A 26,589-nucleotide genomic window follows, 5' to 3' on the forward strand; every position below is an offset into this window, starting at 1 on the left:
TTGGAGGATTAGCTCAGCTGGGAGAGCATCTGCCTTACAAGCAGGAGGTCACAGGTTCGATCCCTGTATCCTCCATAACATATGGTCCGTTGGTCTAGTTGGTTCAGGACGCCTGCCTGTCACGCAGGAGATCACGAGTTCGAGTCTCGTACGGACCGTTTGTTGTGGGTAACCCTTGCAACATTAATTAAATAGTTTTATTATTATAAATGTCATAAAAGACAATGGCTCGGTAGCTCAGTTGGTAGAGCAACGGATTGAAGCTCCGTGTGTCGGCAGTTCGATTCTGTCCCGCGCCATTATATGGAAGGATAGCGAAGTCTGGCTAAACGCGGCGGACCGTAAATCCGCTCCTTCGGGTTCGGTGGTTCAAATCCACTTCCTTCCATTTTATTTATAGGGATATCGTACAACGGTAGTATACCGGTCTCCAAAACCGTTGATGTGGGTTCAATTCCTACTATCCCTGTTTATGATGTTATGGCGGTAGTGGTGAAGTGGTTAACACATCGGTTTGTGGTACCGACACGCGTGGGTTCGATTCCCACCTACCGCCCTTTTGATTGCTTGGTTCCAGTAGGGAAGGGCAGTTGTTAAGGCTTAGTGCCTTTATGGCGGTATAGCCAAGTGGTAAGGCAGAGGTCTGCAAAACCTTCATCACCGGTTCAAATCCGGTTACCGCCTTTGTTTTACTGCTTTAGCAATCATTAGCATGCCGGAGTGGCGGAACTGGCAGACGCGCTGGACTCAAAATCCAGTGATCATTGCGATCGTGTGGGTTCGAACCCCACCTCCGGTATAACATAGTTATATAGCTTATCTTAGCAAATCAAGAACGTTGTTATGGCAACGTTCTTTTTTTATACTCTGATCTTACTGTGTATAGTTTATTTAATTTTTAAGTGGGTCACACCCTTTAAATACGTGTTATAAATAAAATGGCAAAATAAAAAGCCATCGTAAAATGACTTTTTATCTTATTATGTTTTATTGGTTAACTTGACCTAAGTTGTTTTTATTAATGGCATACTTAGCTTGTTCAGGGGTGTATCCCTCAGCTTCAGAAGTTAGCTGATCGTAAACTTGTTGAGCTGATAAATGTTGTTCTTTCGAATAGTTTTTTGCTGATTTAACCGCGTTTTCTTGATAATCTTTATCACTGAATTTATTAACGGCCGATTGAGCCGCTTCTGGTTTAAATTTATTTCCAGATTGTGATGTTAATTGAGTATATAAACGCTTCTTAGACATTGGAACAGATTCCATATAGCTTTTAGCGGTATTGTATGCATTATTGCTCTCAGTGTTTGCGCTATCAGTTGTTGAAATTGCCGACGCCGTTTTAGACGAACTCTCTAGTTTTACTTTTTGGGATGTTTGACTGCTGGATGTGGCAGAACTACTTTTCTTTTTATCACTGTTACTTCCAACAACGAAGATTACTACAAGTATGATGATTGCAATTATGATCCAAACCCAGAATCGTTTATACCATTTCTTTTTTTGTTTTTCCTTTGCCATAACAAACTCCTTATATTAGCTTTTAACGTCAATCGGTTTTGGACGTATTTTATAATCATACTGATTATTTATTATTTAGTGACACCCGAAACACTACCTATTTAGTATATCAAAGTAGCATAAATAAAAAAATCATCAACTTAATCTTTAGTTGCTGACACATAATTATTGATGATAAAGTAGTTTTGTCAAAATAGTTGACGTTCCTTATTCCACCGTACACGCGGCAAAGATTGAGGGAGAGGTCAGGTAATTAAGCTTTCTTCTTGCTAAGTAACACTGATGTGACATATACTAATAATGCAGGGATGAGTCCGGGTACATTAAGGTTCTGTTGATCCTTCATTGTTGTTAATTTATTAACTGCCCGGACTTAGACCTGTTTTTTGATGGCTAAGCTAATTATGATAATTGATGCATTAAGATGAAATAGGGATCACCATTTGGTGATCCCTATTTTCGTTTATTTCGAAGTTTTATTTTTAACTTTCTCAATTTTAATTTTTGTTTCTTAAGCTTTAACTTTTGTTTTTTTAATCGTAACTTTTCACGCTTAAGTCTTGCTTCACGTCTCCCAAGCATATTGATCAACCCCTTAATTGAACTAGTACTTATGATACACTCTTCTTTTTTATAATCCAATCATCATTTTCATAGCTAAATTTAGCTTTTAAATCACTTTAAGAATTACTATAATTGGTTCAATGTGAATTTTGGTTATCATTTTAATTCAAGGGAGGAAAAAATGGAAAACGAAAATAAGTACGAAGTTCATCCCATTCCAAAGAACGAACGCAACATGAGCTATTGGGATATGTTTGCTAACTGGTTTGGAGCAAACGCTAATAATGGAACTTGGTTTATTGGGGGTATTATTGCCGCTTGTGGTTTATGGGGCGGTTTTAGTGCTTTGGTGATTGCCTCAATTATTTCATATCTGTTTCTAAGTTTAATTGGATATGAGGGGTATAAAACGGGTTTATCGACGACAACTTTGAGTCGGGCGACATTTGGAATCAGGGGAAGCATGATCCCATCGGTTGTCAATTTAGTGATGTTTATGGGTTGGACCGCGGTTAATACTTTTATTGCGGCAACTTCATTATCCTATATTTTTAATTCATTCTTTGGATGGCCAATCTTTGGGAAGTCTGGTGGTACGTTCGGTTTAGTTGTTGGAATTCTGGTTATGAGTATTTTACATATTCTTAGTGTTATATCAGGGCAACGATCCATTAGAATTATTGAAAGAGTTGGAATTATTCTAGTTATAGTCTTTGTAATATGGGAAGTCTTGGTAGTGTTTAGAGATGTTTCGTTTACCCAACTTGCTCATTATATGGTTCCCAAAAGGGATCGGATGCCGTTTGGAGCAGCAATTGATAGTCTGGCTGCGTTTAACTTGGCATGGGTTACCAGTGGAGCTGATTTTACTAGATTTACTAATAAAAAGCGTGTTTCAACAAGTGCACCATTTTTGGGAGCTTTACTAGGGGCAGTCAGTTTTGCATCCATCGGATTATGCACTACCATCAGTATTGCCATTACGTCTGGAGTCTATGATCCCAATAATTCTGATCCAAGTACAGTGGCCAATAAATTGGGTCTAGGAATGATTGCAATGATTGTGATTGTCTTAACCAGTATGACTGCTAATGCTGTTAATTTACAGGCGGCTGGATCAGCATTAACGAATATGTATCATAAATTGACATTAAAACAGTCGTTGTTGATTGTCACCGTGGTGGCGATGATTTTAACCTTTACCCCACTTTTAAGTGGAAGCTTTCTTTCTGCTTTTACGGCCTTCCTTGATTATATTGGGATGTTTTTAGGCCCAATCATCTCCATCATGCTAGTAGATTACTTTCTTCTTAATGATCGTGACTACCGTTTGGAATCATTTGGAGATCCGAAAGGAGAGTTTTGGTATAGCCATGGAGTGAATTGGTTTGCGTTTTCACTTTGGATTTTAGGAGTTTTGTTATACTTAATGTTGAAAAATGTTGCAATTGTTAAAAATACCATTGGAGCAACTTTTATTGTAATGGCAATTATTGCTGTTCTCTACTACGTTATCGGTCGGGCGTTAGAAAGACGGGACAAATAAAATGATTATTAAACAGGGATATATTGAGAATTCGACAAAAAAACAAGACATTTTAGTTAAAGATGGAAAGATTAAAGAGATTGGTGATCACATTGATGATCTTAAAGAAGAGGTGATTGACGCGAATGGTAAATTAATTATTCCACCATTTATTGATTCACATGTCCATTTAGATTCGACTCTGACAGCTGGTGAACCCCGGTTTAATGAAAGTGGAACCCTATTTGAGGGTATTTCAATTTGGTCTGAGCGAAAACAAAGCTTATCTGAAAAAGACGTTAAGGAGCGCGCCATTAAAACGCTCAAGAATCAGGCTGAACATGGAATTCAGTTCGTTAGAAGTCACGTTGATACTACTGATCCCAATCTTACCGCTCTTAAAGCACTTCTTGAGGCAAGAGAACGGGTATCTAGTTTTATCGATCTCCAATTAGTTGCTTTTCCACAGGAGGGGATTCTATCATTTCCACATGGCAAAGATTTACTAACAGAAGCTGTCAAAATGGGAGTTGACGCCGTGGGTGGAATTCCCCACTACGAATTTAATCAATATTATGGGCGTGATTCACTAACGTTTTTGATGAACTTAGCTGAAAAATATGGCAAACTTGTTGACGTTCACTGCGATGAAATTGATGATCCCAATTCCAGAAATTTGGAAGTTCTAGCTACTTTGGCGTATGAATCAGGACTAAGTGATCGGGTGACTGCAAGTCATACAACGGCTCTTGGATCGTATAACGATGCATATGCCGATAAGTTGATGAGAATTCTTAAGATGTCAAAGATTAACATGGTAGCCAATCCACTAGTTAATATGCATTTGGGTGGTCGATTTGATACTTACCCTAAACGACGGGGTCTAACGAGAGTCAAGGAACTTTTAAAGCATGGAATCAACGTCTCGTTTGGAGAGGACGATGTAAAAGATCCGTGGTATCCAATGGGGAACGGTAACATGTTGGATGCGCTTTACGTTGGTATTTTAGCGAGTCAATTGATGGGGTACCATCAAATTATGGATTCATATAAATTGGTTACTACCAACGCTGCTAAAACTTTACATGTTAGTGATCATTATGGAATTGAAAAGGGGAAACCCGCTAGTTTCTTAATCTTTGATACAGATAATTTTTATAATGAAATTAACGAAAGAAGAACGCTTTTATACTCGATTAGAAACGGGAAAGTTTTGGTTAAAAAACAACCAGAAGAAGTTCAAACTCATTTTGATTAGGTTTTAGTCAGTGGACTTCACTTTCATTTTCTTTGTGATATGATGAACGTAAAGATTACATTGAGGAGGCAATTATAATGGTAGAAGAAGCTAATACCGAGATCCCTAAAACTATGAATGCTTGGGAAATTGTTAAACCTGGACCGATTAACGGAAGGAAATCTCCCTTAAAATATGTTAGAAAAGACGTTCCAGCACCTGGTGATGGTGAAGTCTTGGTTAAGGTATTAACGTGTGGAGTTTGTCACACGGATTTACACGTTACCGAGGGTGATTTACCAGTCCATAAAAAAGATCTAACTCCTGGACATGAAATTATTGGTAAAGTAGTTAAAAATGGTCCTCATACTCGTCGATTTAAAATTGGTGATCGAATCGGAATCCCATGGTTACGGAAAACATGTGGTGTATGTAAGTATTGTCGTTCTGGCAGAGAAAATCTATGTCCATATTCTAAATATACGGGATGGGATCATGATGGTGGCTATGAGGAGTATACAACCGTTCCAGAGGGATTTGCTTATCGAATTCCAGAACGGTTTAATTCGCTTCAAGCAGCCCCACTGCTTTGTGCTGGAATCATTGGGTATCGGGCTTTTGAACGTGCTAACATTCCAGCTGGTGGTACCCTTGGAATTTATGGCTTTGGTGGGTCTGCTCACATCACCGCGCAATTGGCGATTGATCAGGGAATTGACGTTCACGTCTTTACACGAGGTGAAGATGCCAAACAATTTGCCTTGTCACTTGGGGCAAAATCAGTAAATAACACATATGATATGTCGCCCGTTCCTCTAGATTCATCGATTATTTTTGCACCAGTCGGTGAGGCTGTTCCTAACGCGTTGAAAAGTTTAGCTTCTGGAGGGACTTTAGCATTAGCCGGAATTCATATGACTGATATTCCTCAGATGAGTTACGAAGATCATATTTTTCACGAAAAGAACTTAACGAGCGTTGAAAGTAATACGAGAAGTGATGGCGAAGAGTTTTTGACCTTAGCTGATCGGCTACACATCGAACCTGACGTTACTGAGTTTCCACTTTCAAAGGCGGATGAAGCATTGAAAAGGGTCGCAAAAGGTGATTTGAAAGGTGCGTGCGTTTTAAACGTCGGGTTAGAGAGTGATTAGTTTCTAAATAAAATAAAAGGGATCTACCAATTATAAAATTTTTCGGTTGGAAATTTTATTGACAAACAATCATATAAAATATATCATTTTAACTAAATAAATCTTTAAGTGTGTCCAGTGAGGCAGCAAGATTTCGAATTTTAAAGTGATACTGTGAAACTTTATTTAATCGAAGACTGTTGTCCACTTGGACAGCAGTTTTTTTATTAAAGAAGGGGAGTCAGTATAAATGTCTCAGAAAAAGGACTATGTATTAGGAATTCATGATCGTCCATCACCGTTAAAGTGGGTCGGACTTTCCTTACAACACATGTTTTCAATGTTTGGTAGTACAGTAATTGTTCCATTGTTGGTAGGTTTAAGCCCAAGTATTGCGCTCTTTGCATCGGGAATTGGGACCTTACTCCATGTTCTAATTACTAAGGGGAAAATTCCGGCATATATGGGTTCGAGTTTTGCCTTTGTGACTCCCATGATGGCGTTAATGAAAACGACCGGAATTTCAGGAGTTTCACAAGGAGTAGTTGCCGTTGGTTTAGTTTATGTGGTGGTTGCCACGATTATTTCATTTATTGGATCCGATTGGATTGATAAGATTCTACCACCAGTGGTAGTGGGACCAATCGTAATGGTGATTGGACTATCACTTGCAGGGAGCGCTGCTCAAAATGCAATGATGGATCATGGAAAATATAGTTTGGTTTTCTTTAGCATCGCGATGGCCACCCTGTTTTTAGCAATTTTTTTCAACGTTAAATTAAAGGGATTCTTGGGATTAATTCCGATTTTATTGGCAATTGTCTGCGGGTATTTAATTTCGATGGCGTGTGGATTAGTTGATATTCACGCAATTGCCACTGCTCCATGGTTTAAAATGCCTCCGTTTCATATCATTGGCACCGAGCGAGGCTTCAAGTTTGACTGGAATGCCATCTTGATTATGGCTCCAATCGCTTTTGTTACGATGACCGAACACATGGGTCATTTGATGGTACTCGGCGAAATGACTCACAAGAATTTCTTTAAGAATCCAGGTTTAAATCGAACGCTTGCTGGGGATGGAGCCGCATCGCTTGCAGCTGGAATTCTTGGTGGACCAGCGGTAACTAGTTATGGCGAAAATATTGGAGTCATGGCAATTACCAAAGTTTACAGTGTTTGGGTCATAATCGGAGCAGCGATTTTTGCCATGATCTTTGCGTTCGTGAATAAGTTAAATGTTTTAATCATGCAAATGCCGCTCCCAGTTATTGGTGGAATTAGTTTTCTCCTATTTGGGACAATTGCTGCTAATGGTGTCAAAGTGATGATTGACAATAAATTGGACATGGATAAGAAACGCAATTTAATGATTGCGTCGGTTATCTTGGTAATTGGAATTGGTAATGCATATATTCAAATTGGAAGTTTCCAGTTTACTGGAGTGGCTTTAGCAACTGTGATTGGAATCGTTTTGAATCTTCTCCTACCAAAAGACGAACATGATGATCCAGATCTTGAAGATCAATCTATTGACCCAGTGAAGAAATAGTAATATTATGATTTTATGTTAAAGAACACGAGAGGGGAAACTGACTATGTGTAAACCATGTTGTTGTAAAAAAGATTTGACAAAATCTGACAACACTTTTGGTATGCACTCAAAGGTTTCTCTATAAATGATATTAATTTATTATAATTATGAGAGGACTGGTGGATCCAGTCCTCTTTTTTGTGTTCTTTTGTGATTATTTAGGAGGTAGCATCATGAAAAAGTTACTTGTCTGTTTAAATTTTTAGAGTAAAATAAACATAGCGAGTTAGTTAATTTTGCACAATATATTTTAATGAATGGGGATTTTAATTATGAAGAAAAGATGGCCTTTACTTTTACTAACAGGAGTGGCCGCGTTGGCTCTTACCGTTACCGCATGTGGGAAACAATCTGAGACTAAAAAGCCTGGGACTTTGACGGTTGGTATGGAAGGAACTTATGCTCCGTATTCTTACAAGGATAAGAACGGTAAGTTAACCGGCTTTGAAGTTGATTTGGCTAATGATGTTGCTAAAAAGATGGGGATGAAGGTTCAATACAAGTTAACTGGATGGGATTCATTAATTCAGGGACTCAATTCTAATTCTTACGATGTTATTTTTAACAATATGGCAATTAATCCAGCTAGAAAAAAGCAGTATCGGTTTGCCACTCCATACATTTATTCAAAGGCAATCATGATTACTAAGAAAGATTCACCAATTAAAAATGCTCAAGACTTTAAGGGTAAGAAGGTCGCTGAAGGTACTGGGACTGATAACTGGAATAACGCCGAAAAGCTGCATGCTAAACCAGTTACTTCACCAGACTTTAATACTTCAATGCAAATGATTGATCAAGGTCGTGTTGTTGGTGCCTTAAATGCTCAACCAGCATGGCAAAGTTGGTATGCAAGCCATAAGAATACTGACCTTCAAGCTAAACTAGTTCCAACTAATGTTATTCCACAAAGTCAAATTGCTCCAATGATGAACAAGAAGTCTGCTAAGTTAAATAAACAGATGGACAAAGCAATTAATGAACTTCGAAAAGATGGTACCTTGAAACGATTATCAATGAAGTACTTTGGAGAGAATATTACCGATAAATAATATTAGTTAGGAGCTTAAAGAATTATGTGGGACATTATCATTTCATCATTACCGAGTCTCTTAGAGGCAATGATTAAATACACCATTCCACTAACAATTATTTCATTCTTTTTTGGTTTAATTCTTGCGATTGTTACCGCACTGATAAAGTTTTTAAAACCACATGGGAATGCATTTGTTAGAGTTATGTGGGGCATTTTTAGAGCCATTGCCGACGTATACGTGTGGGCTTTTCGTTCCACTCCATTGTTGGTTCAGTTGTTCATTATTTATTTTGGTTTACCGAATCTGCAAAATTTCATTCCCGGTTTTAATTTTGAAATTCCAGCCTTTACGGCAGCAATAATTGGGTTTTCGTTAAATACTGGTGCTTATGCTTCGGAAACCATTCGGTCAGCTCTGATGTCTGTTCCCCAAGATCAATGGGATGCTGCGTATACTCTGGGTTTTAGCACCACTCAAACCCTGTGGTACATTGTTTTACCACAAGCAGCACGAATCGTACTTCCTCCACTATCTAATGAATTTATTGGATTAGTTAAGGATACCTCTCTTGCAAGTACGATTACCATCACAGAGATGTTTCAGGTTAGTCAACAAATTGCGGCGCACAACTATCAGCCACTACTTATGTACACAGAAGTAGCTGCTCTTTACGCTATTTTGTGTAGTATTTTAACGATCCTTCAACACTATCTCGAAAAGCGTTCTTCAAGATACTTAAAGGGGGATGAAGGCTAATGATTAAGATTGAAGACATTGTAAAAAAGTACGATGGAAAAACCGTTCTGAATAAAATTAGTACGGAATTTCCTGAGGGAAAAACGACCGTAATTGTTGGCCCTTCTGGTTCTGGAAAGTCAACGTTGCTACGTTCACTGGACTTATTGGTTCATCCAGATTCAGGCGTAATTAGTTTTCCTAATTTTTCGTTAAACTACGCGGATAAGATTACCAGTAAACAAAGTAAGGAATTACGAGCACAGACTAGCATGGTCTTTCAAAATTGGAATCTTTTTCCTAATTTACGGGTGATTGATAACATCACAGCTGCACCAATCCATGTTCATAAGATTTCGAAAAAAGATGCGGTTGCTCAGGCAGAAAAATTATTGAAACGGGTTGGTCTTGAAAAATATGCTAATTTCTATCCCGATGAATTATCTGGAGGAATGCAACAACGAATCTCAATCTGTCGGGCATTGGCAGTCAAGCCTAAGTACATTTTATTAGATGAACCTACCAGTGCACTTGATCCGGAGTTAGAGACGCAAGTTTTAGAAATGCTGGAAGAGTTAGCCGATCAGGGACAGTCAATGATTATGATTACTCACAACATTGAGTTTGCTAAATTATCTGCTGATAAAATGTTATTCATCGAAAATGGGGAGAAGATTTTTGATGGATCAAAGGACGAATTTTTTAATAACCCTTCGCCAAGAATCAAAGAATTTTTAGATGCAATTTCTTTACAGTAAATAAAAATGAGGACTTCATATTTTGAAGTCCTCATTTTTATATGAAAGTTGCTAATCCAATAATTATAAATGAAAGTAAACAATTTTCTGGGGTTTCTTTTTCGCTGAAGATTTGAATTCCGTATGAGATTAATACTAAAGTAATTAAAATTGCACATTTTAATAAGGGAAAATTTGCTAGCAGAAGCGCTGCAAAGATTAAAATGAAGATAAAGTTTAATTTAGTTTCAAGTCGGTGATTAAAGAACGGAACAAAGAACAAACAGTATAAGCAAAATAGAATTCCAACGTTTACGAGGACACTTGATTCTAGGTATTGGTTATCGAGATAACAAAAAGAAATGACCGGAGCAATTGAATTTAAAAAGGAAAAGCAAACCAGTCCATAGTAATTTTCGAGTTTAAATTTGGGCATCATTACAATGATGTTGGTGATTCCAAGGATGACAAACAGGATGATTAATAAGATGGGAAACAAGGAGACAATCGCTAATAACACTGGGATGACGTTGAGAAATAAATTGATCCTCGGATCATAACGAATGATGAAAAGTAGAAGGGAAGCCGACCAAAGAAACTCTGATAGGATTAGCACCACCAGTCTGGTATTCCATTGTACTGATAGTAAGTCTACTTGCGAAGCAAAGAGCCATATTAGTGTATTCAAGATGATGAATACCGTAAGAATTAGGGCATGTAAGGTCGTTTGATTTTTTTCAATAAAAGTTTTCATAATATTGTCCTTTTTGTATTAATAAATCCATGTTAATCAATTATGTAAATTTGTTCAATGGAGGTTTTGTGTGCTTTTTAATTACTTGCGAATATGTTATTATTATAAAGTTATGAGCAGATTCCCGATAGGATTCACGAAGAGTGAAGTTGCCTTGTAACCACAAACAATAGGGGGAATAAGAATGTCAGAAAAGCGTTTATTTACTTCTGAATCAGTTTCAGAAGGTCATCCGGATAAAGTTGCCGATCAAATTAGTGATGCAATCCTGGATGCAATTTTAAAAAAAGATCCAGATGCACGAGTTGCCTGTGAAACCTCAGTTACTACAGGGCTTGTATTGGTGTTTGGTGAAATCTCAACTAGTGCCTATGTTAACATTCAAAAAGTTGTTAGAGATACAATTCGTGAAATTGGTTATAATGATCCTAAATACGGATTTGATGCAGACAGTGTTGCTGTGTTAGTTTCACTTGATGAACAGTCACCAGATATTGCGCAGGGAGTTGATGAGTCGGTTGAGACTCGTGGCGGAGACGTCGACCCCCTTGATAAGATTGGTGCTGGGGACCAGGGAATTATGTTTGGTTATGCAGACAGTGAGACCCCTGAGTTAATGCCACTCCCAATCTCATTGAGTCATCATTTAATGCAGAAACTCTCTAAGCTTCGTAAAAATGATTCTATTCCTTATCTTAGACCGGATGCCAAAGCGGAAGTAACGGTTGAATACGATCAAAATGATGATCCTAAGCGTGTTGATACCGTGGTTTTAAGTACTCAGCATGATCCTGATGTTACTCAAGAACAGATTCGAAAAGATGTTATCGAGAAGGTTATCAAAACGACGATCCCATCTAAGTATCTTGATGAGAACACTAAGTATTTAATCAATCCAACCGGAAAATTTGTGGTTGGTGGACCCGTTGGCGATGCCGGCTTGACTGGAAGAAAAATCATTGTTGATACATATGGTGGAGCAGCTCATCATGGTGGCGGTGCTTTTTCTGGGAAAGATGCAACTAAGGTTGATCGTTCCGCAAGTTATGCAGCGCGGTATATCGCTAAAAACATTGTTGCGGCTGGACTTGCGAAAAAGATTGAAATTCAGTTAGCATATGCCATTGGAGTTGCTGAACCGGTTTCAATTTCAGTTAATACGTTTGGAACTTCAAAGGTTTCAGACGATCAGTTAGTCGCTGCCATTAGAAAAGTATTTGACTTGCGACCGGCTGGAATTATTAAGATGCTTGATTTAAAGCGACCAATTTACAAGCAAACGGCTGCTTATGGTCACTTTGGGAGAACGGATGTTGATCTTCCATGGGAGCATACCGATAAAGTAAAAGAGTTACAGAATTATTTTAAATAGGATTTAAATGGCGACCTTCAATGGTCGTTTTTTATTGTATCAAATAGAAAGATGATGAAATATGAAGGGTAAAACAAACGTTAAAGTTGTGACAATTGCATTATTTGTTGCCACATTTATGAGCGCAGTTGAGGGAACCATTGTTTCGACGGCAATGCCCACGATTGTCGGTGATCTTCATGGGGTGTCGTTGATGAACTGGGTTTTCTCAATTTTTCTTTTGACAAATTCAATTGCCACCCCAATTTATGGGAAGTTAGCCGATCAATTAGGTCGTAAATCGGTTTTTATATTTGGTCTGGTGGTCTTTGTTATTGGCTCCATGTTGTCAGGAATGTCCAATAGTATGGGAACATTGATTTTATGGCGAGCAGTTCAAGGAGTCGGTGCAGGAGTGATTATGCCAGTATCATTTACCATTATTGCTGACATGTATTCTTTTGAAAAACGAGCTCAAGTGGTTGGTTTGAATGGATCAGCGTGGGGAATTGCCTCAGTGGTTGCACCATTACTAGGCGGATTTTTGGTTGACAACCTTTCTTGGCATTGGGTTTTCTTCATTAATGTTCCGATTGGGATACTGACGATTATTTTGATTGCATTATTTTTGCACGAACCAAAACGCAAGATTGAAAGTAAGATGGATTTACCTGGTGTCGTCTTGATTGCGGTTCTTTTGTTTTCAGTTATGTACATGTTTCAAGTCTTAAGTGAAGTTCCAATCAATTGGATAATGGTGACTGGATGTTTGGTGGTAGCAGTTATTAGTGGAATCTTATTTTATCGACAGGAGAAAAAAGCGACTGATCCACTAATTCCAATCCAGATGTTTAAAAGTCGAACATTTGTCACCCAGAATTTAATTGCAGCTCTGATTAGTGGTTTTATTTTTGGATATGAGGTTTATTTGCCGGATTGGACCCAGGGTATTTTAGGATTAAAGGCCACCATGGCTGGTTTTGCGATCACACCAAGTTCCGTTCTATGGCTGGTTGGTTCTTTTATTTCGGGAAAAATGATTCTGAAGTACCGGCCACAACAAATTATGAACTTTAGTTTGGCATTTGTTTTGCTAGGAGCAATTTGTATGGTCCTACTTCCGATTACTACGCCATTTTGGGTTTTCTTTGTTCTTTCAGCCGTTTTAGGAACTGGATTTGGAATTACCATTACTACTTCCACCGTTACGGTTCAAAACGAGGTCTCACCAGAACACGTTGGAGTAGCTTCTTCATTCAATACTCTGAGCCGAACTCTCGGTCAAACAATTATGATTTCTATTTTTGGAATTGTGATGAACACCTCGATGGCAAAAGGAGTTAGTGAACATCCAGGGACTAACTTAAAAATGATGAATACACTAATTAATCCCCAGACGGCGGTTAATTTATCCAAAAAAGTTCTGCCCGTACTGCATGAGATTCTTTACAGTGCCATTCATCATATCTTTATTTTGGCTTTATTATTAGTGATTTTATCGTATGTTGTGAACTGGTTTGACCATAAAAACACGCAAAAGAAAACGAACTAACATTACTTAGCTCGTTTTTGAATTGCCACTAGGATTGGTGGATCATTGATTTGATTGATAAATTGATATTTTAAAACGTGGTACCTGTGCTGATTGAGACTACTAGCAAATTTTAAAACCTGTTCCTTTTCCTCTTTGCCGCCAGCGTGACCATAGTACAGTACTAAAATGATGATTCCGTTAGGAGTTAAACATTCAAGAATATCACTAATAGCTTTAATGGTGGTTTTGGGTTTTGTTATGATTCTTTTGTCACCAGTGGGAAGGTATCCTAAGTTGAAAATTGCGGCCACAATTGGACTGTTCTGAACGTATTTCTTAACGTTTTCATGCCCATCAAGAATAACTTGACATTGTTTTTGCTCACCATATTTCGTTAAGCGTTGTTTGGTGGCTAAAACGGCATTCGGTTGAATATCAAAGCTAAAAACATGGCCGTTTTTACCAACGAGTTGAGCTAAATAAAGGGTATCGTGGCCTAGTCCGGCCGTTCCATCGATTACGGTTTCACCTGGTTTAACAATTTGTTTTAGTAGAGTATGGCTAAAATTTAATGCTGATTGTAGTTTCATTTGAAACACCTCACTAATTATTATATCAGTTGTTTGTGATTAACTTGTTTTTTTGGATAAAATTTGGTAGAGTTTATTTAATCATATAATATATCATGTAGGTGAAGTATTAGATTGTTTTATTTTTCAGAAACCAAGTGGGTGATGCAAACTTGGAAATAGAATGATTGAACTTATCATCGAAGTTTTAGCCGAATTAAAAGCTAAACGTTTTTCCGCGTTATGGAATCAAGGGTCTCTTATGAGAAATTTAGGTGGTACCGCGGAACCTCGTCCTATAGAATTGTTTTTCTATAGGCTTTTTTTATGGTGATTTTTAATGAACTAATAAGGAGTGAATTTGATGGCTTACGATCATTCAAAAATTGAAAAGAAATGGCAAAAGTATTGGGATGATCACCAAACTTTTAAAACCAGTGATAAACAAGAGAAAGATAAATATTACGTGCTAGACATGTTTCCTTATCCATCAGGTCAGGGGCTTCATGTCGGTCATCCAGAAGGTTACACTGCCACTGATATCATGGCGCGCTTTAAGCGAATGCAGGGTAAAAATGTCCTTCATCCAATTGGATGGGATGCCTTTGGGCTGCCGGCAGAACAATATGCGTTAAAGACTGGTCACAACCCACGTGATTTTACGAAGAAAAACATTGACAATTTTAGACGTCAGATTAAATCGCTTGGATTTTCCTATGATTGGGATCGTGAAGTCAATACTTCGGATCCTAATTACTATAAATGGACTCAATGGATTTTTGAACAGCTGTACAAAATGGGATTAGCCTATGAAGATGAGATTGAGGTTAATTGGGCCCCTGATTTCATGGGTGGAACCGTTGTTTCAAACGAAGAGGTTGTTAATGGAAAAACTGAACGTGGTGGTTATGACGTTTACAGAAAACCTATGAAACAGTGGGTTTTGAAAATCACTGCCTACGCTGACCGTTTGTTAGATGATCTTGACGATTTAGACTGGCCTGAAAGCATTAAACAAATGCAACGAAATTGGATTGGCCGTTCCGTTGGGGCTAGTATCTCATTTGATGTAAATGAAGAAGATGAAAAGATCGAAGTCTTTACTACTCGTCCTGATACTATTTATGGGGTGTCTTACCTGGTGCTTTCACCAGAAAGTCCGATTGTAGATAAAATTATGACACCAGAACAAAAGTCCGATGTAGAAAACTACCGGGCTAAAATTGCCTCTAAATCAGATCTTGAAAGAACTGATTTAAACAAAGATAAATCGGGAGTATTTACTGGAGCTTACGCAATTAATCCTGTGAACCAAAAGAGAATTCCAATTTGGATTGGTGATTACGTTCTGCCAAGTTACGGAACCGGTGCAGTCATGGCCGTCCCTGCTCATGACCAACGGGATTTTGATTTTGCTAAGAAGTTCGATTTGCCCATCATTCCAGTGATTGAGGGTGGTGATGTTGATGATGCACCTTACACGGGCGATGGGGTTCACATTAATTCCGGTTTTCTTGATGGATTGAATAAAAAACAAGCTATCGATAAAATTATCGAATGGTTAAAGGATCATCATGCTGGTAATAAAAAGGTTAATTATCGATTACGTGATTGGATTTTTAGTCGCCAACGTTACTGGGGTGAGCCCATTCCAGTAATTCACTGGGATGATGGCACAACTTCCTTAGTTCCAGAAGACCAGTTACCATTACGGCTTCCTAAAGCGGCTGACATTCAACCGTCTGGAACCGGAGAGAGTCCGTTAGCCAATCTTACTGACTGGGTGAACGTGACAGATAAGAACGGTCGTCATGGTAAGCGTGAGACTAATACGATGCCACAGTGGGCCGGCAGTTCATGGTACTACTTGAGATACGTTGATCCTCATAATGATAAAATGATTGCTGATCCAGAAAAATTGAAGTACTGGCTTCCAATTGATTTGTACGTCGGTGGTGCTGAACACGCTGTTCTTCATTTGTTGTATGCGCGGTTTTGGCATAAGGTGCTCTATGATTTAGGGGTGGTTCCAACAAAAGAACCGTTCCAAAAATTAGTTAACCAAGGTATGATTCTTGGTACTAATCATGAAAAAATGTCAAAGTCCAAGGGAAATGTAGTTAATCCCGATGACATTGTTAAACAGTACGGTGCTGATACGTTGCGACTGTATGAGATGTTTATGGGACCACTTTCTGAATCTAAACCGTGGAATACCGATGGAATTGTTGGTGCCAACCGCTGGATTAAACGAGTTTGGCGCTTGTACATGAATGATGATGACACGGTAAGTGATGTGATCGTTGATGATAATGACGGAAAGCTTGATAAGATTTATAACCAAACCGTTAAAAAGGTAACTGATGACTTTGAAAACATGCGTTTTAACGTTGCCATTTCTCAAATGATGGTATTTATTAATGAAGCCTATAAAGCACAAAGGTTACCTAAAAAGTACGCGGAAGGGTTCATTAAACTTCTTTCACCAATTACGCCACATGTTGCTGAAGAATTGTGGCAAAAGTTGGGTCATGATCATTCCATTGAACTTGCCAAGTGGCCAGAAGCTGACGAAAGTAAGTTAAAAGAAGACCAAGTTGAACTGGTGGTTCAGGTTAATGGAAAAGTAAGAGGTCACATTAAAGTTAGCGTGGATGCTGGAAAGGACGAGTCTGAAAAAGTTGCTTTAGATGATGAAAATGTTAAATCATTCCTTGATGGAAAGACTGTTAGAAAGGTAATCGTCGTTCCAAAGAAAATTGTTAATATTGTTGCAAATTAAGCTTGAATAAATTTGAAATTATTTTTCGAAATGGTTAAAATTTATATTTGTAACGTGAAAGTAGGGGAAATTTGTGAACAACGATTTCGAACAAGATGAATTAGAAAAAGAAGAAATTGAAGATAGTGAAAGATCACAAGGTAAGATGGTTAAAGGATCAGCCTGGATGACCATTGGAAGCATCCTCTCACGAATTCTTGGTGCCATTTACATCATTCCTTGGCGATTGATTTTTGGAGCGTCATTGTTTCCGCTTGCCAACACGTTGTATACCATGGGTTACAACATTTATAGTGAGTTTTTGACAATTGCCATTGCGGGGATTCCGTCGGCGGTTGCAAAAGAAGTGGCCCATTATAATGCGTTAAATGAGTATGGGGTAAGTGCGCGACTTTATAAGAAGGGAATTACCCTTTCGGTTATTACCGGAGTCGTTTGTGCACTTTTAATCTATTTTTTTGCTCCAATCTTAGCTGGTAGTGGGGGTAAAAATGCGGTTCCGGTGATTCGTTCGTTAGCATGGGCCGTCCTAATTATTCCTGCGATGAGTTTAACTCGTGGATATTTTCAAGGCTTCCAACAGATGGCTCCGTCAGCAATGTCACAATTTGTTGAGCAACTCGCGCGTGTCATTTACATGTTGGCTTCAGCCTTCTTCATTATGATCGTGATCCACGGAAGTTGGGTAACCGCCGTTACCCAGTCAACTTTTGCCGCCTTCATCGGTGCTATTTTTGGTTTTTTAGCACTAGGATGGTATTACTGGCGACGACGTGATCATTTTCAGGGGCTTATTGCTTCAAGTGATAACGCTATTAACGTTAAGACTAACGATCTTTATAAAGAAATTATTAGTCAAGCGGTTCCGTTTATTATTCTTGGTTCTGGCATTACCATTTTTCAATTAATTGACCAATATTCCTTTTTTAGTATTATGCGTTGGGCAACTAATTATACTAATACTAATTTACAGTATATTTATGCTATTTTTGCGGCTAATGCGAATAAATTGATTATGATTGTGGTTTCGTTAGCTTCCGCCTTGGCAATTACCGTAGTTCCGTTGCTTTCTGAAGCCCGAACCAAAGGTGACATTCATTCAATTAGTAAGCAACTTAGTAATGCGTTAATTTTATTTGAATTTGTCATGCTTCCTGCAGCTTTAGGGATGGCAGCTATTGCTGGTCCGATCAACCGAACCTTTTATGGAACCGCCAATATGGATTTAGGAGCGGACATTTTAACGTTTTCTGCTATCATTTCAATTAGTCTAGGCTTGTTTACGGTGGTTACCGCATTAATGCAAGGAATCTCTGAAAATAGACGAGCAGTTAAATACTTTGTGGTTGGAATTGTAATTAAGTTAGTTGCGCAAGTTCCTTTAGTTTACTTCTTTGGAGCTTTTGGAGCCTTAATGGCAACCGCAGTTGGATTTACAGTTGCTAACTATCTGATTGTGCATTCCTTAAGACATGAGTTTGGATTGGAAATGAGTAGTATTAAATCTAATTCTGTTAAAATTTTAGCGTTTGCTTTGATCACATACTTTGTGGCCTTAATTGTAGTTTATGGAGCTAACTTCTTGTTTGGGATGGTAGTCAATTACAATAGTTCACTAATCAGTTTGTTTGTTTCGATTTTGGCTACGTTAGCTGGTGGATTTGTGTACCTATTCTTGGTACTTAAAAGTCGGGTAGCTGATAAGGTCTTAGGAAATAAGATGCAAAGTGTGAGGAAGTTTTTACACATTCGATAAAAAAAGAAGATCCAGTCAGGATCTTCTTTTTTTATAAATTAAATTCATGCTTCGTGTTCATGCATAAAGCGTGGAAGCCGTTGTGAAATTTGATGAGGGAGAACTATATATTGAGTGGCTGCTAGTTCGTCGGCAATTGCACTGTGGGAATAAACGGCTGCTAAAACAGCATCAACCTCGTCGTCAAATTGGGCAACGAATCCACCGATAATTCCTGCAAGAGTATCACCCATCCCTCCAGTTGCTTGAGCAGGCGTCCCAGTCGTGTTTTGGTATACTTCATCTGGGGTATAAACCTGAGTACGATCAGATTTAAGAACGACAATCCCACCAATTTTGTCGCGGGCTTCTCGGTTACGTGCCTCAGTTTGATCGGCCATTTTAATTCCGGATAAACGTTGCCACTCCATTTGATGCGGGGTAAAAATTAATTTGGCTTGTGGTAATTTTAACCCACGTTCAGCGATCATCGTGATGGACGAACCATCAATTAAGAGGATTTGATCGGGGGTGACATTATCAAATACGGTTTCCATAATTTCACAACTATGATCATCGGTCCCAAGTCCAGAGCCAATGGTAATAACTTTCATAGCTTTAATGAGTTGAACCATTTGATCAGTGTCGTTATAGTCTGCAAACATTGCTTCGGGTAGCCAAGAGTGGAGCGCACTTTGATTCGTTGGATCCGTGATAGTAGTTGTGAGTCCAACGCCAGAGTAAACTGCTCCAAGCGAACTCATTATGATTGCACCACCAAAGTTTTCGTTTCCACCAACTAAAGCGATTTTACCGTAAGTTCCTTTAAAACTATTTTTGGGTCGAATGCGGATGGTTTTAGTTAGAATTGATTTATCAATTTTCTTCATTTTGTTCACCTCGGTTGCATTATATCATGCGTTGGTTGAATGTTGTCCAAATGAGTTGTTACTTTCTTGATTATGTTAGAATAAGGAATAACTAAGTAGGAGGGTATAACATGGCAATTGACTGGAAAGATAAAGCACAAAATTACAAAGATGATTACTTAAATGACTTAAAAAAATTGATTTCAATTGATAGTTCGAGGGACTTGGAGCACGCAACGGACGAATACCCATTGGGCCCAGGTCCAGCTCATGCATTACAACAGTTTCTCTCTTTTGGTGATCGTGATGGGTTTACTACCAAAAACATTGATAACGTAGTGGGATACATTGAGTATGGTTCAGGCGATGAAACCATGGCAATTTTGTCACATGCTGATGAGATGCCCGGTGGCGCAGGTTGGAATTCCAATCCATTCGAACTAAAGCTTGAGGGTGACAATGCAATTGGTCGAGGAGTTTCTGATGACAAAGGACCAGGACTTGCCGCCTATTATGGATTAAGAATGCTTAAAGATGCAGGGATTCAGCCGAAGGTCAAAATTCGCTTGATAATTGGAACGGACGAAGAGTGTGACTGGACTGGAATGAAACGCTATTTTGAGGTTGAACCAGATCCTTCATTTGGATTTTCGCCAGACGCCGAATTTCCCTTGATCAATGGGGAAAAGGGTAATGTGACGCTTGAAACGCATTTTGCTTCCAATAAAAGCGATGGTGAGAACACTCTGATGCATTTTAATGCCGGATTGCGTGAAAATATGGTACCACGTGATGCGGAAGCCGACGTTGTTGCTGCGGATGTCTCCAAAATGGCCGATGAATTTGAAAAATATTTAGATAGGGTTCCCGTAACTGGAAGCTATGAAATCGAAGGGAACAATATTAAAATCAGTGTAGTCGGGAAAGCAGCACATGGAATGGAACCTAAGAACGGTATCAATGCTGGAACCTATTTAGCTGACTTTTTGGTTGATTATAGTTTTGATACTAGTGGTGCTAATATCCTGAACTTCATCGACGAAAAACTGCATGATGATTCTCGTGCTCATAAATTGGGGCTTAATTTTACTGATGATGTGATGGGGGAACTAACCATGAACGTCGGTCTAATGAATTTTGATCATGAAAATGGTGGGATGGTCAACACTAACTTTAGGTATCCCAAGGGGATTACGACTGATAAAATTTTAGCTAAAGTTCAAGATGCCGCTGATCGGTTTAACGGGTCAACCAAACAAATTTCGCAAATGGTGCCCCACTTTGTTGATGCAGACGATCCCATTGTAAAAACCTTAATGGGTGTTTATCGCGATCAAACTGATCAGGATGACGCTCAACCAGAAGTTGTTGGTGGTGGGACGTATGCGCGAATGATGAAACGTGGGGTTGCCTTTGGAGCACTTTTCCCAGGAACAGAGGACACGATGCACCAAGCTAACGAATACACACCTGTTAATGATTTGATTTTGGCAATGTCGATTTACGGTCAGTCAATTTATGAATTGTCTAAGTAGAGATAAAAAAACTTTGAACAACGTGTTCAAAGTTTTTTTATCGGATCGTTTTTAATTTTTTATCAATTTTTGCCAATACCTTAGAAACGTTTTGGGGATCTTCTAGATCGTACTTTTGAAGATTAATTTTCATCTTAGGACTGACATTGTATTCGTCATACCATTTTTGGTAAGCTTTCCACATTTTGTAATAATATTCTTCCAGTCCTGGATCGTTGTCCCATTGTTCATAATCACGACCACGCTTTTTGATTCGGTATAAGATGGTGTCGAAATCGCTGTAGGCATAGACTAAAAGGTCGGGACTTGTTTTTGGAAGCTCTTTAAGTTCATCCATCATATTGTCAAGTAGTTTTAAATAAACTTCTAATTCAACGTCAGAAATATTTCCCTCAGCATTATTTTCTTTGGTGAAAAGCGCGTCTTCATAAATAGATCGATCCAACACGTTGTTGTCTTGCTTTAACGCCTTTTTAATCATCGAAAAGCGTTTATTTAAAAAGTATATTTGGAGTAAGAAGCCATACTGTTTTGGATCTTTATAATAAAGTGGCAAAACAGGATTGTCTCCCACTGGCTCGTAGAAGGGCTCTGTTCCATAATGTGCGGCAATTTTTCCCGTTAAGGTTGTTTTACCGACACCAATCATTCCAGCTGTAATAATCACCATGCTTAGCTCCTCTTTTAGTTTAATAACGTCTTTTAGTATATCATTTCGAATCAGTTAGGTTAACGATGGATTTGAACACTAATTTTCCTTCTTTGTTTCAGACCTTATTATTATGGTATTCTATGTTAGTGGAAAAATTTGGAGATGAATTGGATTAATGAAGTGGGAAATGAGTTTAATTAAATTTTTGAAAAGAGCCGTTGTATTTATTGGACTAATTTTTTTGATTTTTGCGGTTCAAGTACCAGTTCAAATGATTGGAATTCACGATTATCATGGATTCAAGGCTTTTCTTTATGGATCCTCTTACATTGTTATTTTTCTTGTCGTAATTAGTTTAGCGCTATGGGCTTATCGAAGTGTGTACAGGCAACGAAGTCATCGGCTTACTGGTCACGATTTAAAGATTATTTTATTGTCAATCTTTAGCTTTTTTGTTATTGAGATTGTGCTTCAAGTTTTAAATAAATTGATTTTTAACCAACTGGGAACAAAGAATAATAATGCCATTTTAAGTCTTTTTCAAAGTAACATGACGGTGTTGGTCTTGATGAGCTTTTCGGCGATTTTTTTATCCCCAGTGTTAGAGGAATTGGTGTTTAGAGGATTTTTTATTAATGCCTTTTTTAATCAAAATGCGTTTTGGCTGCCAATTGTTTTTAGTGGGTTACTTTTTTCTTGTGGTCATATGAGTTCTAACGTGATTAGTTTTATGATTTATGCTATTTTGGGAATGATTTTAGCGTATGTATACAAGAAAACGGGGAAAATTGAAGTTTCGATTGGGGTCCACTTTTTAAATAACCTAATTGCAACCGGATTTATGCTAATGGCAGTCTTATAGTGGTGGAGTGAAAAATGGACGTAGTTGAATTTAATTATTTTAATCAATTAAAGAATCAATTAATGGCGGCTGATGAAGAGTTGGAGCAGCTTAAAAAGCAGTATTTACACTGGATCATGAATCTTGATCAACTCAAAAATGATTATGACGTGAACACAATTGATGAATTAGCTAGTGTTTTAAACGATGGGGATGACGATCAAAAGTCAGCGGATTTAAAAAATGCCCTACTCAATAATGATAAGGATTATTTGTTGAATGGGATGAAAGAGTTGAATAATACTGACTTTCAGAAGTGTAACGTAATTAATCAACGAATTCATAATTTAACTCAAAAATTACGTGAAGTTGAAATATTTTATAAGAATGTCGTTATTCCGATAGTTAACGAGATGAAGAAGAGTAAAATAATAGATGTTATTGGCGTTTCAAGTTCTAGAAATAGTAGTGACGTGGTTTTGAACTTTAGATTTTTATCGAGTTTTGCCGAATTTCAAAGAGATTTTCATAAAGAGATGTATGTTGATGCAATTATAAAGGGTCATCTTAAGGATAAAAGTGTAATGACAATGATGATTACTCAAGATAATTATCCAAACGAATATGATATGACCCTGATGAAAGATATGGAGGAAGATTAACTAATGGTAGATCGAGGAGACTATAAATATCCTGACACTCAGGCGTATAATTTTGTGCTTAAGCGACTGAATGAACATGGAGTAACGATTAAAGATATTGCACAGATTGCAATTGATTTACAGAAAAAATATTCAAATGTTCCTGATTTAGACTATGTTTGTGGGATTGTTAATGATATTTTGCATAAAAGGGAAGTATTGAATAACGCAATGGTAGGGCTTGAACTGGATCGTTTAGCACAAGATGGCGAGTTAGAAGAGCCACTTGAAAGCATTGTCTCCCATGATTTGGGGGTGTTTGGCGTTGATGAAACGTTGGCACTTGGAATTGCTTCAATCTATGGGACGATTGGGGTTACTAATTATGGTGAAATTGACACTAATAAAAATGGAATTGTAAAAGAACTCGATACAAACGGTCAAATTGTCAATACTTTTATTGATGATATTGTTGGAGCTATTGCTGGCGCTACTGCCGCTAAAATTGCACATGATAATGCTTAAAAAAAGGTCCTCACAAAAGTGAGGACCTTTTTTTAGTTTGACTTCTTTACTGCTTTGATGCATTTTGAATTAAACCTGAATTCATCATGAATACTGGTTGATTCACCAACGTCATGTCTCACGACTTTTAACCAATCGTCTTGGTTATCACCTAAGCCAGTTGGGTTAACAAATGTAACTTCGACTAAATCGCCAACTTCATAAGGAAGATTTTTATCGTATTCAACTAAATTATAAGTTTCATAAGCTTTTGTTTTCATATTATTTCCTCCATTGGTTAATTATATCAAATTATGTTTTAATCGCTAAAATTATGCAGTAAATTTTTGTCAATAAAGCGACTGATTGGTTATATTATATAATAATAATTATTATATTATGAGACAAAAGTGAATTAATAATTAGGATAAATACTGATGTCAAGGTATTATAATTATGTTTTGTGAAATTTAAGACTCTATTGTCGTTGTTTTTAATAAAGTTTATAATCTAAATTGTGAAGTAAGCAGTAAGAGATTCATAATGAAATATTGAATGTTGAGATTAAAAATAACTAGACAATTTTGTGAATGCTAATGTAGGAAATAGTGTTCACGTGGTGTTAGAAAGTGTGAGAAGCTTTTAACACCGTAATTAATACTGTCATAAATGATAAGTTGGTGGAAGATAAGTGTTATTGAGTACGTGAAAAATCATTTAATGATAGCCTATGTCTTGTTATAAGATTTGAAATTAAAACAACTATGCGAATTTATTCGTATTTCAATATGATGAATACTCTGAAATACCATTTAGGTCATGCTACTTCGTAGTATGACCTTTTTTGATGGGAAAGGAGGTGAGTCATAATGAAGGAGTTTAAACTAGTAGTTCCAAGTACAGATCGAAGCGTTCGGCTTAGTGGTAGAACTATTTACTATTACAGTATTGGAAATAAAAACAATTACTCCGTTGTTTTTCCATATGATGCCGAATATTTGAACTTACCGAACGGGAAAATGGTTTTTCGCTCGATTACAGACGATTATTTTGGCAAGGCCACAGATGGTAGTTCTTATCACGCTACTATTCGTCTAAACGACTAGTTATTGTAGAGCCAGAAGCTAATACTTCTGGTTCTTACATAGACTCCAATGATTTTTATTGGCATGGTGATAGTTTAATCAATGTTTTTATGGATAGATTATAACTATATAAATCCAATGATATAGATTTATAGAAACTAAAAGAGGGAATAATAACGCACATTATTATTCTCTTTTTACATAATTAATGTAATTATTATGGTATTTTTTTCACATGATAAAGCATAAATGTTGACATGACGGCATTTATGGCCTACTTTAGAAGTGTAAGGAAATATAAGAGAGTGAGATGATCTAATGAAAAAGGTAATTAAGGGAGCATTAATCGCAGGTGTGACCGTTGGTTTATTCTTTGGCTTGCAGATGAATAGTTCAGCAAATCACACTGAAACTACATATGCAGCAGCAACGGATACTAAGGAAATGACCTCACAAGCTAGACCTAGGATTTCTAAATTAAGATATGATAGTGGTACGTGGGGACAGGTCAACTGGAACTATAATGAGATCAATCGGACTTTAACGTTGAGCGGTAAAGATAAAACCTTGGGAACCTATGCATATTCACAACTTGGAGATTTACGTCAGGCTTTAAATGATGCGCAAGTTATTAATATCCAAGATAAGATGTATGCCCCATCAAATTCTGATTATCTTTTTTCTCAATCGGCAGATGATGACCCACTCCACCAGGGCAATCAAGGTTTAAAAAACCTGCAAACTATTAATGGTCTCGATAAATTGGATACATCAAAAGTATCTGGTATGGATTATATGTTTAATGGTGATACAGCACTAAAAAGTATTGATGTCACTCACTTTGACACCTCAAATGTTAATCGTATGAGACTGATGCTTGGTGCCGATATTCTTCTTAAAGACATCGACGTCAGTCATTTTGACACTTCTAAAGTTATTGATATGAGTTCAATGTTTGTTTATGACTATGCTGTTAAAAACATTGCCGGTTTAACGAGTTTTAAAATTAATCCTAATAATCGTAGTTTGAGTAATATGTTTCAGGATGACCATCAGTTACAAAGCCTAGATTTAACTAGCTTCGATACTCAGGCAGCTTCTAAGGGTAAATATAATGGATTGTCCGCTTTCATGAAGGGTGATAATAATCTTCACCAAATTAAGTTAGGTGATAAGACAATCTTAAGGGCTCCTGATGCACCTGGTGCAGGTCCAATTATTCCAGAACCGGTAGTAGGTACCCAGTTTGTATTTGACGGAAAAGATTACACTGTTAAATCACCCAATTGGATGAACATTGATAATAACAATCAATTGCAGAATAATTTAAGTCTTGCAGATGGACAATCACATCCCGGTAATTGGATTTGGGCAACCAATTACAATGTCCCTTCGATTTCCATAACTGAACAAGTTAATTTTGTAAATAAAAAGGGGCAGTACGTGAATGCAACTTCAGTTACTGGTATCCCAGGTGAAAAGCAAACTTTAATTGCTCCAACTGGATATCGATTTGAGAATAATAACGCTACCATTACCATTGGAAGTAAAAATGCGACGGTAAACGTTGTTGTTGTTCGAAATAGATAGGTCATAAAGTGGTCCACTTTTATAAATATCGCTACGAAAATTAGTGATACTTATTTTTACAAGT

The 26,589-nt window shown here is 37.6% G+C and carries 23 protein-coding genes, 8 tRNA genes, 1 riboswitch and 1 other annotated feature; of the genes, 25 read left to right on the forward strand and 6 right to left on the reverse strand.

Annotation, left to right across the window (positions count from 1 at the left end; all coding sequences use genetic code 11):
* Positions 1 to 2 precede the first annotated feature (2 nt).
* The 8 genes from AC6UDF_RS02005 to AC6UDF_RS02040 all read left to right on the forward strand — a co-directional run bounded on the left by AC6UDF_RS02005 (position 3) and on the right by AC6UDF_RS02040 (position 799).
* Positions 3 to 75 (forward strand) — tRNA-Val (locus AC6UDF_RS02005).
* A gap of 8 nt (positions 76 to 83) precedes the next feature.
* Positions 84 to 158 (forward strand) — tRNA-Asp (locus AC6UDF_RS02010).
* Between the two features lie 68 nt (positions 159 to 226).
* A tRNA-Phe gene (locus AC6UDF_RS02015) sits at positions 227 to 299 on the forward strand.
* Between the two features lie 6 nt (positions 300 to 305).
* Positions 306 to 388: transfer RNA gene (locus AC6UDF_RS02020), tRNA-Tyr, on the forward strand.
* Between the two features lie 10 nt (positions 389 to 398).
* Positions 399 to 469, forward strand: a tRNA-Trp gene (locus tag AC6UDF_RS02025).
* A gap of 14 nt (positions 470 to 483) precedes the next feature.
* Positions 484 to 556: transfer RNA gene (locus tag AC6UDF_RS02030), tRNA-His, on the forward strand.
* 57 nt (positions 557 to 613) lie between these two features.
* A tRNA-Cys gene (locus AC6UDF_RS02035) sits at positions 614 to 684 on the forward strand.
* A gap of 30 nt (positions 685 to 714) precedes the next feature.
* Positions 715 to 799 (forward strand) — tRNA-Leu (locus tag AC6UDF_RS02040).
* A gap of 188 nt (positions 800 to 987) precedes the next feature.
* On the opposite strand, the gene AC6UDF_RS02045 is transcribed toward AC6UDF_RS02040, so the two are convergent.
* Positions 988 to 1,521, reverse strand: a complete 534-nt coding sequence (locus AC6UDF_RS02045; protein WP_500693614.1) for an Ltp family lipoprotein — start codon at positions 1,519 to 1,521, stop codon at positions 988 to 990.
* Between the two features lie 745 nt (positions 1,522 to 2,266).
* On the opposite strand from AC6UDF_RS02045, the gene AC6UDF_RS02050 reads away from it, so the two are divergent.
* The 7 genes from AC6UDF_RS02050 (at position 2,267) to AC6UDF_RS02080 (ending at position 10,104) form a co-directional block, all read left to right on the forward strand.
* Positions 2,267 to 3,631 carry a purine-cytosine permease family protein gene (locus AC6UDF_RS02050; RefSeq protein WP_500693615.1) on the forward strand — a complete coding sequence of 455 codons (1,365 nt, stop codon included), beginning with the start codon at positions 2,267 to 2,269 and terminating at the stop codon, positions 3,629 to 3,631.
* Position 3,632: 1 nt separating this feature from the next.
* Positions 3,633 to 4,868 carry a cytosine deaminase gene (gene codA, locus AC6UDF_RS02055; protein ID WP_500710883.1) on the forward strand — a complete coding sequence of 412 codons (1,236 nt, stop codon included), beginning with the start codon at positions 3,633 to 3,635 and terminating at the stop codon, positions 4,866 to 4,868.
* A gap of 77 nt (positions 4,869 to 4,945) precedes the next feature.
* Positions 4,946 to 6,001 carry a zinc-dependent alcohol dehydrogenase family protein gene (locus tag AC6UDF_RS02060; RefSeq protein ID WP_500693616.1) on the forward strand — a complete coding sequence of 352 codons (1,056 nt, stop codon included), beginning with the start codon at positions 4,946 to 4,948 and terminating at the stop codon, positions 5,999 to 6,001.
* Between the two features lie 229 nt (positions 6,002 to 6,230).
* The gene (locus AC6UDF_RS02065; protein WP_500693617.1) at positions 6,231 to 7,532 is read left to right on the forward strand and encodes a uracil-xanthine permease family protein; all 1,302 of its coding nucleotides are present in this window, start codon (positions 6,231 to 6,233) and stop codon (positions 7,530 to 7,532) included.
* 314 nt (positions 7,533 to 7,846) lie between these two features.
* The gene (locus AC6UDF_RS02070; RefSeq protein WP_500693618.1) at positions 7,847 to 8,626 is read left to right on the forward strand and encodes a transporter substrate-binding domain-containing protein; all 780 of its coding nucleotides are present in this window, start codon (positions 7,847 to 7,849) and stop codon (positions 8,624 to 8,626) included.
* Positions 8,627 to 8,650: 24 nt separating this feature from the next.
* On the forward strand, positions 8,651 to 9,367 hold the full coding sequence (locus AC6UDF_RS02075; protein ID WP_500693619.1) for an amino acid ABC transporter permease: 717 nt from the start codon (positions 8,651 to 8,653) through the stop codon (positions 9,365 to 9,367).
* A complete protein-coding gene (locus tag AC6UDF_RS02080) occupies positions 9,367 to 10,104 on the forward strand; it encodes an amino acid ABC transporter ATP-binding protein (protein WP_500693620.1) in 738 nt (245 codons plus the stop codon). The genes AC6UDF_RS02075 and AC6UDF_RS02080 overlap by 1 nt, the downstream gene beginning before the upstream one ends.
* Positions 10,105 to 10,141: 37 nt before the next feature.
* Here AC6UDF_RS02080 and AC6UDF_RS02085 read toward each other — a convergent pair whose 3' ends face one another.
* Positions 10,142 to 10,837 (reverse strand): hypothetical protein, encoded by a 696-nt coding sequence (locus AC6UDF_RS02085; RefSeq protein WP_500693621.1) that lies wholly within the window; start codon positions 10,835 to 10,837, stop codon positions 10,142 to 10,144.
* Positions 10,838 to 10,942: 105 nt separating this feature from the next.
* Positions 10,943 to 11,024, forward strand: a riboswitch (SMK box riboswitch).
* Between AC6UDF_RS02085 and metK the strand changes: the two genes are divergently transcribed.
* Both metK and AC6UDF_RS02095 read left to right on the forward strand, forming a co-directional pair.
* Positions 11,022 to 12,209 carry a methionine adenosyltransferase gene (metK, locus tag AC6UDF_RS02090; RefSeq protein ID WP_500693622.1) on the forward strand — a complete coding sequence of 396 codons (1,188 nt, stop codon included), beginning with the start codon at positions 11,022 to 11,024 and terminating at the stop codon, positions 12,207 to 12,209. Its footprint overlaps the riboswitch before it by 3 nt.
* Before the next feature lie 61 nt (positions 12,210 to 12,270).
* A complete protein-coding gene (locus tag AC6UDF_RS02095) occupies positions 12,271 to 13,740 on the forward strand; it encodes an MDR family MFS transporter (protein ID WP_500693623.1) in 1,470 nt (489 codons plus the stop codon).
* Positions 13,741 to 13,742: 2 nt separating this feature from the next.
* Here AC6UDF_RS02095 and mnmM read toward each other — a convergent pair whose 3' ends face one another.
* Entirely contained in the window at positions 13,743 to 14,312 is a 570-nt protein-coding gene (gene mnmM, locus AC6UDF_RS02100; protein ID WP_500693624.1) for a tRNA 5-(aminomethyl)-2-thiouridylate-methyltransferase MnmM, read from the reverse strand.
* A gap of 87 nt (positions 14,313 to 14,399) precedes the next feature.
* Positions 14,400 to 14,593: a binding site (T-box leader), on the forward strand.
* Between the two features lie 62 nt (positions 14,594 to 14,655).
* On the opposite strand from mnmM, the gene leuS reads away from it, so the two are divergent.
* A complete protein-coding gene (gene leuS / locus AC6UDF_RS02105; protein ID WP_500693625.1) occupies positions 14,656 to 17,073 on the forward strand; it encodes a leucine--tRNA ligase in 2,418 nt (805 codons plus the stop codon).
* 73 nt (positions 17,074 to 17,146) lie between these two features.
* Positions 17,147 to 18,829, forward strand: a complete 1,683-nt coding sequence (locus AC6UDF_RS02110) for a putative polysaccharide biosynthesis protein (protein WP_500693626.1) — start codon at positions 17,147 to 17,149, stop codon at positions 18,827 to 18,829.
* A 44-nt stretch (positions 18,830 to 18,873) separates the two neighbouring features.
* Here AC6UDF_RS02110 and AC6UDF_RS02115 read toward each other — a convergent pair whose 3' ends face one another.
* Complete coding sequence (locus AC6UDF_RS02115; protein WP_500710889.1) at positions 18,874 to 19,698, reverse strand: NAD(P)H-hydrate dehydratase; 825 nt, start codon at positions 19,696 to 19,698, stop codon at positions 18,874 to 18,876.
* Between the two features lie 110 nt (positions 19,699 to 19,808).
* Between AC6UDF_RS02115 and pepV the strand changes: the two genes are divergently transcribed.
* Positions 19,809 to 21,212 carry a dipeptidase PepV gene (gene pepV, locus AC6UDF_RS02120; protein ID WP_500693628.1) on the forward strand — a complete coding sequence of 468 codons (1,404 nt, stop codon included), beginning with the start codon at positions 19,809 to 19,811 and terminating at the stop codon, positions 21,210 to 21,212.
* A 37-nt stretch (positions 21,213 to 21,249) separates the two neighbouring features.
* Here the strand turns inward: pepV and AC6UDF_RS02125 are convergent, their stop codons facing one another.
* A complete protein-coding gene (locus AC6UDF_RS02125) occupies positions 21,250 to 21,882 on the reverse strand; it encodes a deoxynucleoside kinase (protein ID WP_500693629.1) in 633 nt (210 codons plus the stop codon).
* A gap of 169 nt (positions 21,883 to 22,051) precedes the next feature.
* On the opposite strand from AC6UDF_RS02125, the gene AC6UDF_RS02130 reads away from it, so the two are divergent.
* From AC6UDF_RS02130 to AC6UDF_RS02140, 3 genes are read left to right on the forward strand one after another with little or no spacing between them, the layout of a single operon-like run.
* Positions 22,052 to 22,726: a CPBP family glutamic-type intramembrane protease gene (locus tag AC6UDF_RS02130; RefSeq protein ID WP_500693630.1), complete on the forward strand. Its 675-nt coding sequence runs from the start codon at positions 22,052 to 22,054 to the stop codon at positions 22,724 to 22,726.
* Between the two features lie 14 nt (positions 22,727 to 22,740).
* On the forward strand, positions 22,741 to 23,367 hold the full coding sequence (locus AC6UDF_RS02135) for a hypothetical protein (protein WP_500693631.1): 627 nt from the start codon (positions 22,741 to 22,743) through the stop codon (positions 23,365 to 23,367).
* Between the two features lie 3 nt (positions 23,368 to 23,370).
* Positions 23,371 to 23,871, forward strand: coding sequence for a phosphatidylglycerophosphatase A family protein (locus tag AC6UDF_RS02140; protein ID WP_500693632.1), 501 nt, complete (start codon positions 23,371 to 23,373; stop codon positions 23,869 to 23,871).
* Positions 23,872 to 23,903: 32 nt separating this feature from the next.
* On the opposite strand, the gene AC6UDF_RS02145 is transcribed toward AC6UDF_RS02140, so the two are convergent.
* Positions 23,904 to 24,131 (reverse strand): SH3 domain-containing protein, encoded by a 228-nt coding sequence (locus AC6UDF_RS02145; RefSeq protein WP_500693633.1) that lies wholly within the window; start codon positions 24,129 to 24,131, stop codon positions 23,904 to 23,906.
* A 588-nt stretch (positions 24,132 to 24,719) separates the two neighbouring features.
* Between AC6UDF_RS02145 and AC6UDF_RS02150 the strand changes: the two genes are divergently transcribed.
* Both AC6UDF_RS02150 and AC6UDF_RS02155 read left to right on the forward strand, forming a co-directional pair.
* On the forward strand, positions 24,720 to 24,956 hold the full coding sequence (locus AC6UDF_RS02150; RefSeq protein ID WP_500693634.1) for a hypothetical protein: 237 nt from the start codon (positions 24,720 to 24,722) through the stop codon (positions 24,954 to 24,956).
* A gap of 297 nt (positions 24,957 to 25,253) precedes the next feature.
* A complete protein-coding gene (locus tag AC6UDF_RS02155; RefSeq protein WP_500693635.1) occupies positions 25,254 to 26,525 on the forward strand; it encodes a BspA family leucine-rich repeat surface protein in 1,272 nt (423 codons plus the stop codon).
* Positions 26,526 to 26,589: the final 64 nt, after the last annotated feature.

The organism is Fructilactobacillus sp. X2R6C1 (assembly GCF_059901295.1).